The sequence below is a fragment of the Limnohabitans sp. Rim8 genome (assembly GCF_945901735.1).
Lineage (GTDB): Bacteria > Pseudomonadota > Gammaproteobacteria > Burkholderiales > Burkholderiaceae_C > Limnohabitans_A.
In genome coordinates, this window is record NZ_CAMDLM010000025.1 from 47589 (window position 1) to 62395 (window position 14807).

Consider the following 14807-nt stretch of genomic DNA (forward strand, 5'->3'; position numbering starts at 1 on the left):
CCTGAAAGGCTTTGTGCATGAACCCCTCTGAATTGGCATGGAACCAGGGCCAGACCCCTCCCAGCGCTGCTGTCAACGCCGCGCTGATGGAGCGCGTGCTGTACGAAGTCAAACGCGTGGTGGTGGGGCAAGACGCTTTCCTCGAACGCATCCTGGTGGCCATCCTGGCGCAAGGCCATCTGCTGATTGAGGGCGTGCCGGGGCTGGCCAAAACCCTCACGGTCAACACGCTGGCAAAAACCGTGAGTGGCAGCTTCAAGCGGATCCAGTTCACGCCCGATTTGCTGCCTGCCGACCTGGTGGGCACCCGCATTTACAACCAAAAAATCAGCGAGTTCAGCACTGTGCTGGGGCCGGTGTTTGCCAACTTGCTGCTGGCCGACGAAATCAACCGGGCACCCGCTAAAGTGCAAAGCGCACTTCTCGAAGTCATGCAGGAGCGGCAAGTCACCATCGCAGGTGAAACCCATGCGGTGCCCCGGCCCTTTTTGGTGATGGCCACGCAAAACCCGATCGAGACCGAGGGCACCTACCCCTTGCCCGAAGCGCAGGTGGACCGCTTCATGATGAAGGTGCTGGTGGGCTACCCCACCGAGGAAGAAGAGTTTGTGATCGTGCAGCGCGTGACCGGCATGCCCGCCACTGCAGCGGCTGTGGCCGACACCGCACAGCTCTTGGCGCTACAGGCGCAATGCCGCCAGGGTTATGTCGACCCGGCCCTGGTGCAGTACGCCGTAAAGCTGGTGGCCGCTACGCGCGATCCGGTGCGCTGCGGATTGTCGGAGCTGGCGCCCTATCTGACCTTTGGTGCCAGCCCCCGCGCCACCATCGCCCTGATCGAAGGCGCACGGGCGCTGGCCTTCCTGCGCGGGCGCCCCTACGCACTGCCGCAAGACCTGATCGACTTGGTGCCCGATGTGCTGCGCCACCGCCTGGTGCTGTCCTACGAAGCCTTGACTGACGGCATGACGGCCGATGCGTTGATCCTGAAAATTCTGCAGGCCGTGCCCGCACCGAGTAAACCCCTGGACCGCCATGTTCAACTGGCTGCGCAAGAAGCCCACTGAGGCCACGGCTGCCGCTGGCAGCGGCCAGCCCCAAGGCCCAGGGCTGGGCGCGCCCGGCGCAGACTCGCCATGGCCCAACGCAGCGCAATGGCTGCAAAGGCTGGAATGGACCGTGCTCAAAAGGCTCGATGGCCAACTGCAAGGCGACTACCGCAGCCTGTTCCGTGGCAGTGGCTTGGTGCTGGCCGATCTGCGCGAATACCAGTCGCACGACGACGTGCGCCACATCGACTGGAACGTGACCGCCCGCATGCAAACCCCCTATGTGCGCGAACACCAGGAAGACCGCGAAATTGCTGCCTGGTTTGTGATCGATCTGTCCGCCTCGGTGGCTTTTGGCTCTGGCCCCACCAGCAAACGCCAACTGGCCTGCAGCATCGTGACCGTGCTGTCCAAGCTGCTGTCGCAGCATGGCAACCGCGTGGGCCTGATGCTGTTCACCGGACAAGACCGCGCCCACAGCGTGGTACCCGCCCGCTCCGGCAGGCGGCATTTGCTGCACATCGTGCACCAGATGCTGCAGGCGGGCCAAACCCCAAGCCATGGCAAGGCCGTGCAGACCAGCGCGCTGGGGCCATGGCTGGCGCAGGCCCAGTCGGTGCTCAAGCGGCGCTCGGCGGTGTTTGTGGTGTCCGACTTCATCAGTCCGCCCGGCTGGGAAAAAAACCTGGCCCAGCTGGCCCGGCGCCATGAAGTGGTGGCGGTGCGCTTGCGCGACCCCCTGGAGATGGCTTGGCCCAACACCGGCATGCTGCTGGTGCAAGACGCCGAGTCGGGCGAACAACTGCTGGTGGACGGCAACGATGCGGCGTTTCGCCAGCGTTTTGCGCAGCAGGCCCAGGACCGTGAAGCGGCTTTGCTGGAGAGCCTTTCCCAAGCCGGTGTGGACTGCCTGGAGCTGAACACCGACGAAGCGATGGACCAGGCCTTGCTGCGTTTTGCACAGCTGCGCAAACGCGTCAGCCAGTTGAGCACCGGTGGGTGTGCAGCCCCTTTGGGCAGCCAGCGACCCGTTCACGCGGGAGGTGTTCATGCCTGAATGGCACTCGGTCCAGTTCGTCTGGCCACGCCTGCTGTGGCTGCTGGCCAGCTTGCCGCTGTGGCTGGGCCTGTACATCGCCTGGCAGCGCCGTGGCGTGCAGCGGGCATGGCCCTCGGCCCGCGTGAACACCGTTGCGGCCACCATAAGGTTCACGCGACACGCCCCGGCGCTGCTGGTGCTGCTGGGCTTGGCCAGCCTGCTGGTGGCCATCGCCAGGCCCCAGGCCATCTTGCTGTTGCCCAGCCGCATCGACACCGTGATGCTGGCCATCGACAGCTCGGGCAGCATGCGCGCCACCGATGTACAACCCAGCCGCATTGAAGCGGCGCAGGCTGCCGCCAAAAGTTTTGTGCTGGGGCAACCTGGCCAGGTCAAGTTGGGCGTGGTCAGCGTGGCGGGGGCGGCTGCGCTGGTGCAGGCCCCCACCGACCAGCGCGATCTGGTGATTCAGGCCATCGACCAGCTGAGCCTGCAGCCGGGCTCGGCCCTGGGCAGTGGCATCGTGATTGCGCTGCACGCCATGCTGCCCGGCTCGGGCCTGGACGTGCGCGGACTGATCGAGGGCGAGACCAGCCCCCAGGCCGCAAGCGGTGTGCCCCTCGGGGGTGCAAGCTCCGACCCTTCAGGCGCAGCAGGCACATCGGGCGCAGCACCCCGCAATCCGGTCAGCCTGCCCAAAGTACCACCCGGCTCCAACACAGCTGCTGCCATCGTGCTGCTCAGCGATGGTCAAAGCAATGTGGGGCCTGGCGCCCTCAAGATGGCCCAAGTGGCCGCCGACCTGGGGGTGCGTGTCTACACCGTTGGGGTGGGCACGGCGCAAGGCACGGTGCTCAAAGCCCAGGGCATGCAAATGCGGGTCAAGCTGGACGAGGCCAGCCTGAAAAAAATCGCCGAGATCACCAAGGCTGAATACTTCAGCGCTGACAAGCGCGAGGACCTGCTGCAGATTTACCAGTCCCTGAGCAGCAAGATCGTGCTCAAAAAGCACCGACGCACCGAGGTCTCTGCCTTGTGTGCCTTGCTGGGCATGTTGCTGCTGAGCTCGGGCTGCGCCTGGGCCTGGTGGCGGCATGGTCGGATCGTTTGAGTCAGCAGATTTGAGTCGAAAAAAAGCCCGCACTGGGCGGGCTTTCAGATCAGGCTGACAACCTATCAACGCTGCACGTCGCGGCGCACAGAGCCGGTGAACAGCTGACGTGGGCGGCCGATTTTGTACTCGGGGTCACCGATCATTTCGTTCAACTGGGCGATCCAGCCGACAGTGCGGGCCAGGGCGAAGACGCCGGTGAACAGGTTCACGGGAATGCCAATGGCGCGTTGCACGATGCCGGAGTAGAAGTCCACGTTGGGGTAAAGCTTGCGGCTGACGAAGTAGTCGTCTTCCAGAGCGATTTTTTCCAAGGCTTTGGCCAGCCTGAACAGCGGGTCGTTTTCCAGGCCCAGCTCTTTCAGCACTTCGTCGCAAGTTTCTTGCATCAACTTGGCGCGAGGGTCGTAGTTTTTGTAAACGCGGTGACCAAAACCCATGAGCTTGACGCCGGAGTTCTTGTCTTTGACCTTTTCCATGAACTCGCCAACTTTGGATACCCCACCCATTTTCTGGATGTCTTCCAGCATGTTCAGGCAAGCTTCGTTGGCGCCACCGTGGGCAGGACCCCACAGGCAAGCCACGCCCGCAGCAATCGCCGCAAACGGGTTGGTGCCGGACGAGCCGCACAGTCGCACAGTCGATGTGGACGCGTTTTGCTCGTGGTCAGCGTGCAGTATGAAAATGCGGTCCAAGGCGCGCTCGAGCACGGGGTTCACCACGTACTCTTCGCAGGGCACGCCAAACATCATGCGCAAGAAATTGCCTGCATAGCTCAGGTTGTTCTGCGGGTACATGAAGGGCTGGCCCACGCCGTATTTGTAGGCCATGGACACCAGGGTGGGCAACTTGGCGATCAGACGGATCGCTGAAATGTGGCGGTGCTCGGGGTTGTTGATGTCGGTGCTGTCATGGTAGAAGGCCGACAAAGCACCAATCAGACCCGTCAAGACGGCCATCGGGTGGGCGTCACGTCGGAAGCCGCGCAGGAAAAACTGCATCTGCTCGTTGACCATGGTGTGGTTGTTCACCAACTTGTGGAAGTCCTTGCTTTGCTGGCCGACGGGCAATTCACCATTCAAGAGCAAGTAGCAGGTGTCCAGGTAGTCAACACTGTTGGCCAACTGTTCGATGGGATAACCACGGTACAAGAGTTCGCCTTTGTCGCCGTCGATGTAGGTGATGGCGGATTGGCATGAGGCCGTCGACAGGAAACCCGGGTCGTAAGTGAACATGCCGCTTTGGCCATACAGCTTGCGGATGTCAATGACGTCAGGACCGATGTTGCCAGAGTAAACAGGCATCTCGATGCTCGGGCTGCCGTTGGAGAACGACAGGGTGGCTTTGTTATCGGCGAGTTTCATGGTGGATTTCCTCAAAAAAACAGGGGGGTGAACCTGTGGGGTTCACGCTCTCAACATGTCCAGGACCTCACACACCTCTTCGGTGCTGATCTCGGGCTGAAGTTCCTTGCGGCGCAGCAGAAGGTCCATGAGATCGTTGTCTGACAGGTCCATCAGCACATACATGCCACGGGCTTGGCCAACCGACAAACTCGTAGCATGTTGATTGAAAAAGCGCTCGATGAACAAATCATTTTCGAGCAGACCGCGTCGGCTGCGCCAGCGCAGCTTGCTGAGTGACCGCTCGCTCAAAGGCGCTAGGCGGTCAGCGCCAACCAGTGTCGCGTCTTCTAGCATGGGTGTGACGGTCATCAGGCAGCGCGGCGCAACATCATTTCTTTGATTTTGCCGATGGCCTTGGTGGGGTTCAGACCCTTGGGGCAGACATCGACGCAGTTCATGATGGTGTGGCAGCGGAACAAGCGGTAAGGGTCTTCCAAGTTGTCCAGGCGCTCGGCGGTGGCTTCGTCGCGGCTGTCGGCAATGAAGCGGTAGGCTTGGAGCAAACCGGCGGGGCCCACGAACTTGTCGGGGTTCCACCAGAAGCTGGGGCAGGCGGTTGAGCAGCTGGCGCACAAGATGCACTCGTACAAGCCGTTCAGCTCGTCACGCTCTTCCGGGCTTTGCAGGCGCTCGGTCTCAGGCGGAATGGTGCTGTTAATCAGGTAGGGCTTGATCGAGTGGTACTGCTTGAAAAACTGCGTCATGTCCACGATCACATCGCGGATCACGGGCAAGCCGGGCAGGGGTTTCAAAACGATGGTGCCGGGCAGGGTGTTCATGTTGGTGAGACACGCCAAACCGTTTTTGCCGTTGATGTTCATCGCGTCTGAGCCGCACACGCCTTCGCGGCAAGAGCGGCGGAACGAAATGCTGGGGTCCACGGCCTTGAGTTTCATTAGGGCGTCGAGCAGCATGCGCTCGTTGCCGTCCAGTTCCACCTGGATGGTTTGCATGTAAGGCTTGGCGTCCTTGTCAGGGTCGTAGCGGTAAATCTGGAAAGTGCGTAGGGTCATGGAATAACTCCTGGTGTATTCGAGGGGAGGACCGCCACTTGGGGTGCACGGTCCAGACAATCTTCAGAACGTGCGAACCTTGGGTGGCACAGAGTCCACAGTCAGGGGCTTGAGCTTGACCGGTTTGTAGGTCAGGCTGTTGTCGGCGCTGTGCCACAGGCTGTGTTTCATCCAGTTGGCGTCGTCGCGGCCCAATGGCGCCACAGCGTCGTCCACTGGACGCTCGTAGTCGCTCACGGTGTGGGCACCGCGGCATTCGCGGCGGGCAGCGGCAGACACCATGGTGGACTGAGCGGCTTCGATCAGGTTTTCCACTTCCAGGGCTTCAATACGGGCGGTGTTGAACACTTTGGACGTGTCCTTCAGGCCGATGGCATTGACGCGCTCGCGGATGGCCGCGATCTTTTGCACGCCTTCGTCCATGGAGGCTTGGGTGCGGAACACGCCAGCGTGTTGCTGCATCGCAGCCCGCATGTCGTTGGCCACGTCTTGGGCGTATTCGCCGCCACGGCCTTCGAGCTTGTTCAAGCGCTCGAGTGTGCGGTCAGTGGCATCGGCTGGGAGGTCTTTGTGCGACTTGGTTTTGGAGGCAAAGTCGACAATGTGGTTGCCTGCAGCGCGGCCAAAAACCAGCAAATCAAGCAGCGAGTTGGTGCCCAGGCGGTTGGCGCCGTGCACCGACACGCAAGAGCATTCGCCCACCGCATACAAACCGTTGACCACGGCGTTGTGGTCGGTGGCGTTTTGCGTCACCACTTGGCCGTTGATGTTGGTGGGGATGCCACCCATCTGGTAATGGATGGTGGGCACCACCGGGATTGGCTCTTTGGTGATGTCGACGTTGGCGAAGTTGACGCCGATTTCGTACACCGAGGGCAGGCGCTTGTGGATGGTCTCCGACCCCAGGTGGTCCAACTTGAGCAGCACGTAGTCCTTGTTGGGACCGCAGCCACGGCCTTCCTTGATCTCCTGGTCCATGCAGCGGGACACGAAGTCACGCGGGGCCAAGTCTTTTAAGGTGGGCGCATAGCGCTCCATGAAGCGCTCGCCATTGCTGTTGAGCAAGATGGCGCCTTCGCCGCGGCAGCCTTCGGTCAAGAGCACGCCAGCACCGGCCACGCCGGTGGGATGGAATTGCCAGAACTCCATGTCTTCGAGTGGAATGCCAGCTCGCGCGGCCATGCCCAGACCGTCACCGGTATTGATGAAGGCATTGGTCGATGCCGCGTAAATGCGGCCTGCACCACCGGTGGCCATCAGCACGGTCTTGGCGTGCAAGACGTGCAGGTCGCCCGTTTCCATCTCGAGGGCGGTCACGCCCACCACATCGCCTTGGGCGTCTCGGATCAGGTCCAGCGCCATCCACTCCACAAAGAAGCTGGTTTTGGCGGCGACGTTTTGCTGATACAACGTGTGCAGCATGGCGTGACCGGTGCGGTCAGCCGCAGCGCAAGCGCGTTGCACCGGCTTTTCGCCGTAGTTGGCGGTGTGCCCGCCGAAGGGGCGCTGGTAAATCGTGCCGTCCGGGTTGCGGTCAAACGGCATGCCCATGTGCTCCAAGTCGTACACGACCTTGGGCGCTTCGCGGCACATGAATTCGATCGCATCCTGGTCGCCAAGCCAGTCGGAGCCCTTGATGGTGTCGTAGAAGTGGTAGTGCCAGTTGTCGTCGGACATGTTGCCCAGCGACGCACCGATGCCGCCTTGGGCCGCCACGGTGTGTGAACGGGTGGGGAACACTTTGGACAGGACGGCCACGTTCAGGCCAGCACGGGCCAGCTGCAGCGAGGCACGCATGCCCGAACCACCGGCGCCGACGATCACAACGTCAAACTTGCGGGTGGTGATTTTGTCTTGGGTATAGCTCATGGTGTAACTTGGTTGGTGTGGTTTCAGCGCAATGACAGGCGAGGGCTGCCGGATTACAGGCGCCACAGGGCCTGAACAGCCCAGCCGGCGCAGCCGACCAGCCAGACGAGGGTGAAGACGTGCAAGGCCAGGCGCAGAGCCAGTGGCTTGACGTAGTCCATCCAGATGTCACGCATGCCCACCCAGACGTGGTAGAGCAAGGCGATGATGACGGAGAAGGTCAGGACCTTCATCCACTGAGAGGCAAAAATGCCAGCCCACTCTTCGTAGCCGATGGGGCCTGAGGTGAAGATCACTTGGGCCAGCAAGACCACGGTGAAGAGCGCCATCAGGACGGCGGTCACACGTTGGGCCAGCCAGTCACGAAAGCCATAGCCAGCACCGGTCACGATGCGTTTGGAGCCGTAATTCACGGACGACATAGGTCAGTTTCCTTGTTGTTTTGAGTGAGGGGCGGAGAAATCAGTACAGGCCAAACAGCTTGGCCCCCAGCACGGCGGTCAAGCCCAGGCTGAGCACCAAAGTAGCCACGGCAGAAGACTTGCCGAATTCTTTGGTCACGGCGTGGAAAGCGTCCATGTAGATGTGGCGCACGCCAGCGATGAAGTGGTGCAAATAAGCCCAGATGAGCGCCAGAGCCAACAGCTTGAAGAACCAGCCTGGCACAAAGCCGATGCCGATGCCAAAAGCGGCTGAGAGCTTGGCATAGGAGATTTCGGAAGTGATGGAGTTGTCAAACAACCAGATGAACAGGGGCATCAGCAAGAACATCAGGAAACCGCTGATGCGGTGCAGGATGGAGACGATGCCAGCGGCTGGCAAGCGGTACGAGGGCAGGTCTTTCAGGGCGTTGATGTTGCGGAATTCAGGCCGCTTGCGGACGAGTTCGGTCATGTGGGTACTTTCTGGGTGTAACGCGTTCGTGTTGTGGATTACAAGCCGTTGGATTCTATTGCAACGCAGCAAACTGACGTGATCATTTCAGTGACAGTCTTCTACAAGACGTTGAAGTCGGCTTTGTGTCAGTTCAAATCGTTGTGGTAATGGTGTTTGTCGGTACGGTAGAGGCCGCGCCGCAGCTCCATCGGGGTGTCTTTGTAGGTGTAGGCAATGCGCTCCACACTGAGCAAGGGCGTGTTGGGGGGCAGTTGCAGCAATTCCCTTTGGGACTTGTCGGGTAACACGGCCCGGATTTTTTCTTCGGCGCGCACCATGCGGACACCGAACTCGGTTTCAAACAGGGCGTACATGGGACCGTGGTACTCGGCCAGGCGCTCGGCCGTCAGGCCCTTGAAGGGCGTGCCGGGCAACCACAGGTCTTCCAAAATGGTGGGCACATTGGCAAACGAAAGAACTCTTCGCACTTGCAGCACGGTGTCACCAGAACGCAAAGCCAATGCGCGCGCGATATCGGCCGAGGCGCGTAAGCGTTTGCAGTCGACGATCTCGCGCTGGGCCGGGCCTTCGGTGTTCAGGTCGCCCTGATCGGCCACCAGTTTCAAAAACCGGTACTGCACCTGGTGTTCGGCGTGGGTGGCCACAAAGGTGCCTTTGCCTTGCTTGCGGATCAGCAGATGCCCGCTGGCCAGCTCATCGATGGCTTTGCGCACGGTGCCTTGGCTGACCCGGTAACGCAGGGCCAAGTCCATTTCGCTGGGAATCGATTCGCTGGGTTTCCATTCGCCGGCCTGCAGGCTTTGCAGGATCAAGCTCTTGATCTGCTGGTACAGCGGACTGAACGCGGCTATAGCGGCCAGGGATTCGGCAGCCGCAGGGGCGTCTGTGGGTGGCAAAGAGGTGTTCATGGGCGAGAGCTTGACCAGCTGGTCAGTAGGCAGTCAGGTGTCAGATCTTATCTTATATAAGACATAAGACAAATTGACGATTCAGGGTTTTCGCGGCTACACTCACAGGCTGTTTGCTTGCGCTTTCGGCCTTTTCGATGAGGCTGGGTGCGTGGGTCCGGTTCGCCGGACGGCCTTGCCGACATGGGTGTTGGCGTTGGACCGTCATCCTTGTTTTCAACACTTCGGAGTTTTCCACCATGAGCAAAAAGCCCGTCCGCGTTGCCGTCACCGGCGCAGCAGGTCAAATCGGTTACGCATTGTTGTTTCGCATCGCCTCCGGTGAAATGCTGGGCAAAGACCAGCCTGTCATCCTGGAGTTGCTCGAAGTGCCGGTCGAAGGCCCGCAAAAAGCACTCAAGGGCGTGATGATGGAACTCGAAGATTGCGCGTTCCCATTGTTGGTGGGCATGCAAGCCCATGGCGACCCCATGACCGCATTCAAAGATGTGGACTACGCATTGCTCGTCGGTTCACGTCCACGCGGCCCCGGCATGGAGCGTGCCGAGTTGCTCGCCATCAATGGCGCCATCTTCACAGCGCAGGGCAAGGCCCTGAACGCTGTGGCTTCGCGCGAAGTGAAAGTGCTGGTCGTGGGCAACCCCGCCAACACCAATGCCTACATCGCCATGAAGGCTGCGCCAGACCTGAAGCCCGGCAACTTCACCGCCATGCTGCGTTTGGACCACAACCGCGCCCTGTCCCAAATCGCTGCCAAGACCGGCAAAGCCGTGGCCGACATCGAAAAACTGTGCGTCTGGGGCAACCACTCGCCCACCATGTATGCCGACTACCGTTTCGCCACCATCCAGGGCGAGTCGGTCAAGACCATGATCAACGACCAAGAATGGAACGCCAACGTGTTTTTGCCCACCGTCGGCAAGCGCGGCGCAGCCATCATCGAAGCGCGTGGTTTGTCTTCCGCCGCATCGGCCGCCAATGCCGCCATAGACCACATGCGCGACTGGGCCTTGGGCACCCACGGCAAGTGGGTCACCATGGGCATTGCGTCGCAAGGCTGGTACGGCATCCCCAAAGATGTCATGTTCGGCTTCCCTGTCACTTGCGAAAACGGCGAGTACAAAGTGGTTGAAGGGCTTGAAATCGACGATTTCAGCCAAGGCTGCATTGACAAGACCCTGAAAGAGTTGACCGACGAGCAAGCTGGTGTGGCTCACCTGATCTGATTCAGGCAGAGAAGTCCAAGTGAGCCATCCTCGCGACGTTCTGTTGGGAGCACAAGCCGCCAGTGTTCAGCTGCCGGTTTGTGACCACTACAGCGGAGTGGAAGCGAGGATGCGCAAAAGCCTGCAATTGCAGGCGGACATGTTGCAAGAGTTCGGCGCTTGCGTTTTTGATGTCACCCTGGATTGCGAAGACGGCGCGCCAGTCGGTGGTGAAGCCGAGCATGCCGCGCTGGTGACCGAATTGGCATTGGCCGCGAAAACCGCTTGCGCCAATGCGCGCATTGCGGTGCGGGTCCACCCGGTGGACCACCCCAGTTTTGAAGCCGACATGAGCCACATCGCGGGCCGGGCCGGTCGCGTTTTGACGCACATCATGGTGCCCAAAGTCGAGAGCGTGGCCGATGTGGACCGCGTGCAAGCGGCCTTGATCACTGCGGGCGCTGGCCATTTGCCGGTGCATGTGCTGATCGAGTCGCCCGCAGCCGTGCACTGCGCCTTTGACATCGCCGCCCACCCGCGTGTGCAGTCGATCAGCTTTGGCCTGATGGATTTTGTGTCGGCGCACGGCGGTGCGATTCCCGCCGAGGGCATGGGCATTCAGGGGCAGTTCACTCACCCGCTGGTGCTGCGCGCCAAGCTCGAGATCGCCAGCGCCTGCCATGCGCACGGCAAAGTGCCCTCGCACTGCGTGGTCACCGAATTCAAGAACACCGATGCCATTCGCATGGCCGCCCAAAAAGCCAGCCGTGAGCTGGGTTACACCCGCATGTGGAGCATCCACCCCGACCAGATTCGCCCCATCCTGGAGGCCATGTCCCCCAGCGAGGCGCAGATCGACCAAGCCAGCCAGATCATTTTGGCGGCGCAAGCGGCCGACTGGGCGCCCATCAGCCACGCAGGTCAATTGCACGACCGGGCCAGTTACCGTTTTTTCTGGCAACTGATTGAGCGCGCGCACCAGACCGGCCGCCATTTGCCCGCCCCAATGCAGGCTTTGTTGGATGTGGCCCCCAAGAGCCTGCAGCGCAGCCTGTCATGATGACCGAATTCTTCAAAGGGATGCCCATGTTCAAGAACCTTGTTGTTCTGGTCGGTGCGGCGCTGCTGCTGCCTGTCTGGGCACAAAGTCAGGGCCAGTCTGGCGCCAAGGCTCAGGCCCACCGGTCGTCCGCACAGGCCAAAGCCCGCGCTGATGCTGATCTCACGGCGCGCCTGCAGGCCAGAGCCATTGCCGAGGCTGCAACCCAGGCGGCCGTTTTGGCCAAAGCTTCAACGTCACCGAGCGTTCAGCTGCCTGCCGATGCGGCCCCCGTGAATGGCGTGCCCGCCCACGTTTCGGCCCCTCAGCCCACCCAGGCGCAGGCACCTGTGCCTATCCAGGCTTTGCCCGCTTGGACTGAGCTGCCGCCCAAGGGCAGCGATGCGACTGCTGCACCGACCTTGGCTGCGGTGCCGACCTCGACCACCGCCCCGGCGCTGGCAGCGGTGCCGCCTCTTTCGCCTGTGGCTGCTGGTTGGGCTGCGACTGCTCCCGTGGCCCAGAGCAAGTCAGATCCAGTGGCGCAAGAATTGGCCATCGCCCAGCAAATTCACCTGGGCCTCATGCCCTGTGAAATGGGAGCCAGCGTGCGCGTCGAAGCCGATGCGGCGGCGCCGGGTTACTTTCATGTGCAGGGCAAAGGCTTCCGTTACCGCATGTACCCCGTGCGCACCCACACCGGCGCACTGCGTCTGGAGGACAAAAAAGCCGGTGCCGTATGGCTGCAACTGGCCAACAAGTCCATGCTGATGGACCAGAAAAAAGGCCGACGCGTGGCCGACGACTGTGCGCACCCCGAACAAGTGGCCTATGGCCAAGACATGAAAACCAACCCACCCCCCAGCCTGTTTGACAAAGCCGGCATGGGCAGATCCAACGATTGACTTTGACTGACCGGAGAAAAAACCATGTTGAAAACCTACCGTGAACACGCCGCCGAACGCGCCGCCTTGGGCATCCCACCTTTGCCGCTGGATGCCAAGCAAGTGGCCGAACTGATCGAACTGATCAAGAACCCACCAGCAGGCGAAGACGCCTTCTTGATGGACCTGTTGACCCACCGTGTGCCACCGGGCGTGGACGATGCCGCCAAGGTCAAGGCGTCTTTCCTGGCTGCTGTGGCGCACGGTGAAATCAACGTGGCTTTGGTCTCAAAAGCCAAGGCCACTGAGCTGCTGGGCACCATGGTGGGCGGCTACAACGTGCACCCACTGATCGAATTGCTCGACAACACTGAAGTGGCTGCCGTGGCTGCTCAAGCCCTGAAGAAAACATTGTTGATGTTTGACTTCTTCAACGACGTCGCCGAAAAAGCCAAGGCCGGCAACGCCAAGGCCAAAGAGGTCATGCAAAGCTGGGCTGAGGCCGAGTGGTTCACCAGCCGTCCCGAAGTCGAGAAGAAAATCACCATCACCGTCTTCAAGGTGCTTGGTGAAACCAACACCGACGATTTGTCGCCCGCGCCCGACGCTTGGAGTCGCCCCGACATCCCATTGCACTACCTGGCGATGCTGAAAAACACCCGCGAAGGCGCCCCCTTCAAGCCCGAAGAAGACGGCAAGCGCGGCCCCATGGCCATGATCGAAGAGCTCAAGAAAAAAGGCCACTTGGTGTCCTACGTGGGCGACGTGGTCGGCACCGGCTCTAGCCGCAAGTCGGCCACCAACAGCATCATCTGGGGCTTTGGTGAAGACATCCCCTTCGTGCCGAACAAGCGTTTTGGCGGCGTGACCTTGGGTGGCAAGATCGCCCCCATCTTTTTCAACACCCAAGAAGACTCGGGCGCTTTGCCCATCGAAGTCGATGTGAGCGGACTGAACATGGGCGACGTGGTGGACGTATTGCCCTACGACGGCAAGATCGTGCGCCATGGTGAAACCGTCACCACCTTCCAGCTCAAGAGCGATGTGTTGTTTGACGAAGTGCGCGCTGGCGGCCGCATCAACCTGATCATCGGCCGCAGCTTGACCGCCAAGGCGCGTGAGTTCCTGGGTTTGCCCGCGTCCACCGTGTTCCGCCTGCCCACCGTGCCCGCGTCGACCCAAGCTGGCTTCACCTTGGCCCAAAAGATGGTTGGTCGTGCGGTCGGTTTGCCTGAAGGCCAGGGCGTGCGCCCCGGTACCTACTGCGAACCCAAGATGACCACCGTGGGCTCGCAAGACACCACCGGCCCGATGACCCGCGACGAGTTGAAAGACCTGGCATGCCTCGGCTTCTCGGCCGACATGGTCATGCAATCGTTTTGTCACACCGCGGCTTACCCCAAGTCGGTGGACGTCAAAACCCACCGCGAACTGCCCGCTTTCATCAGCAACCGTGGCGGCGTGTCACTGCGCCCCGGCGATGGCGTGATCCACAGTTGGCTCAACCGTTTGTTGTTGCCCGACACCGTGGGCACCGGCGGTGACTCGCACACCCGTTTCCCCATCGGCATTTCCTTCCCCGCAGGTTCGGGTTTGGTGGCGTTTGGCGCGGCCACGGGCGTGATGCCTTTGGACATGCCCGAATCCATCTTGGTGCGCTTCAAAGGCGAGATGCAGCCCGGCGTGACCTTGCGTGATTTGGTGCACGCCATTCCGCTGTACGGCATCAAGCAGGGCCTGCTCACCGTGGCCAAGTCCGGCAAGATCAACGAGTTCTCGGGCCGCATCCTGGAAATCGAAGGCCTGCCCAACCTCAAGGTCGAGCAAGCGTTTGAGTTGTCCGACGCGTCCGCCGAGCGCTCGGCCGCCGGTTGCACCATCAAGTTGAACAAAGAGCCGGTCGAGGAATACCTCAAATCCAACGTGGTGCTCATGAAAAACATGATCGCCGACGGTTATGCCGACGCCCGCACGCTGGCGCGCCGCATCGAGAAAGTCGAAGCCTGGCTGGCCGCGCCCAACCTGCTCGAAGCCGACAAAGACGCCGAATACGCACACGTCATCGAGATCGACATGAACGAGATCAAAGAGCCGATCCTGTGCTGCCCCAACGACCCGGACGACGCCAAGTTTTTGTCCGACGTGGCCGGCACCAAGATCGACGAAGCCTTCATCGGCAGTTGCATGACCAATATTGGCCACTTCCGCGCGGCGGCCAAGCTGCTCGGCGGCAGCCGCGACATCCCGGTCAAGCTGTGGGTCGCACCGCCCACCAAGATGGACGAGAGCGAGTTGATCAAAGAAGGCCATTACGCCAACTTCGGCGCCGCCGGTGCCCGCACGGAAATGCCTGGCTGCTCGCTGTGCATGGGCAACCAGGCCCAGGT

General features: G+C 61.1%; 14 protein-coding genes. 7 read left to right on the forward strand and 7 right to left on the reverse strand.

Annotation, left to right across the window (positions count from 1 at the left end):
- Positions 1-86: 86 nt before the first annotated feature.
- The 3 genes from Q0O99_RS12690 to Q0O99_RS12700 are packed head-to-tail and all read left to right on the forward strand — an operon-like array spanning position 87 to position 3199.
- On the forward strand, positions 87-1067 hold the full coding sequence (locus Q0O99_RS12690) for a MoxR family ATPase (RefSeq protein WP_293752105.1): 981 nt from the start codon (positions 87-89) through the stop codon (positions 1065-1067).
- Positions 1036-2106 carry a DUF58 domain-containing protein gene (locus Q0O99_RS12695; protein WP_293752079.1) on the forward strand — a complete coding sequence of 357 codons (1071 nt, stop codon included), beginning with the start codon at positions 1036-1038 and terminating at the stop codon, positions 2104-2106. Before Q0O99_RS12690 ends, Q0O99_RS12695 begins: the two co-directional genes overlap by 32 nt.
- Positions 2099-3199 (forward strand): VWA domain-containing protein, encoded by a 1101-nt coding sequence (locus Q0O99_RS12700; protein ID WP_293752081.1) that lies wholly within the window; start codon positions 2099-2101, stop codon positions 3197-3199. Before Q0O99_RS12695 ends, Q0O99_RS12700 begins: the two co-directional genes overlap by 8 nt.
- 65 nt (positions 3200-3264) lie before the next feature.
- On the opposite strand, the gene Q0O99_RS12705 is transcribed toward Q0O99_RS12700, so the two are convergent.
- The 7 genes from Q0O99_RS12705 to Q0O99_RS12735 all read right to left on the reverse strand — a co-directional run bounded on the left by Q0O99_RS12705 (position 3265) and on the right by Q0O99_RS12735 (position 9292).
- A complete protein-coding gene (locus Q0O99_RS12705; RefSeq protein ID WP_293752083.1) occupies positions 3265-4563 on the reverse strand; it encodes a citrate synthase in 1299 nt (432 codons plus the stop codon).
- Between the two features lie 42 nt (positions 4564-4605).
- The gene (locus tag Q0O99_RS12710) at positions 4606-4914 is read right to left on the reverse strand and encodes a succinate dehydrogenase assembly factor 2 (protein ID WP_293752085.1); all 309 of its coding nucleotides are present in this window, start codon (positions 4912-4914) and stop codon (positions 4606-4608) included.
- Positions 4914-5618 carry a succinate dehydrogenase iron-sulfur subunit gene (locus Q0O99_RS12715; RefSeq protein WP_293752087.1) on the reverse strand — a complete coding sequence of 235 codons (705 nt, stop codon included), beginning with the start codon at positions 5616-5618 and terminating at the stop codon, positions 4914-4916. The genes Q0O99_RS12710 and Q0O99_RS12715 overlap by 1 nt, the downstream gene beginning before the upstream one ends.
- Before the next feature lie 63 nt (positions 5619-5681).
- On the reverse strand, positions 5682-7487 hold the full coding sequence (sdhA, locus tag Q0O99_RS12720; protein WP_293752089.1) for a succinate dehydrogenase flavoprotein subunit: 1806 nt from the start codon (positions 7485-7487) through the stop codon (positions 5682-5684).
- 53 nt (positions 7488-7540) lie between these two features.
- Positions 7541-7909 carry a succinate dehydrogenase, hydrophobic membrane anchor protein gene (gene sdhD / locus Q0O99_RS12725; protein ID WP_090142047.1) on the reverse strand — a complete coding sequence of 123 codons (369 nt, stop codon included), beginning with the start codon at positions 7907-7909 and terminating at the stop codon, positions 7541-7543.
- A 40-nt stretch (positions 7910-7949) separates the two neighbouring features.
- On the reverse strand, positions 7950-8381 hold the full coding sequence (gene sdhC, locus Q0O99_RS12730) for a succinate dehydrogenase, cytochrome b556 subunit (protein WP_293752093.1): 432 nt from the start codon (positions 8379-8381) through the stop codon (positions 7950-7952).
- A gap of 128 nt (positions 8382-8509) precedes the next feature.
- Positions 8510-9292 carry a GntR family transcriptional regulator gene (locus Q0O99_RS12735; protein ID WP_293752095.1) on the reverse strand — a complete coding sequence of 261 codons (783 nt, stop codon included), beginning with the start codon at positions 9290-9292 and terminating at the stop codon, positions 8510-8512.
- 239 nt (positions 9293-9531) lie between these two features.
- Here Q0O99_RS12735 and Q0O99_RS12740 point away from each other — a divergent pair, with 239 nt between their 5' ends.
- The 4 genes from Q0O99_RS12740 to acnB all read left to right on the forward strand — a co-directional run.
- Positions 9532-10518, forward strand: coding sequence for a malate dehydrogenase (locus tag Q0O99_RS12740; RefSeq protein ID WP_293752097.1), 987 nt, complete (start codon positions 9532-9534; stop codon positions 10516-10518).
- A gap of 109 nt (positions 10519-10627) precedes the next feature.
- Complete coding sequence (locus Q0O99_RS12745) at positions 10628-11557, forward strand: CoA ester lyase (RefSeq protein ID WP_367185247.1); 930 nt, start codon at positions 10628-10630, stop codon at positions 11555-11557.
- Positions 11558-11583: 26 nt separating this feature from the next.
- Positions 11584-12441: a hypothetical protein gene (locus Q0O99_RS12750; RefSeq protein ID WP_293752101.1), complete on the forward strand. Its 858-nt coding sequence runs from the start codon at positions 11584-11586 to the stop codon at positions 12439-12441.
- A 24-nt stretch (positions 12442-12465) separates the two neighbouring features.
- A partial coding sequence (gene acnB / locus Q0O99_RS12755; protein WP_293752103.1) for a bifunctional aconitate hydratase 2/2-methylisocitrate dehydratase occupies positions 12466-14807 on the forward strand: 2342 nt, incomplete at its 3' end.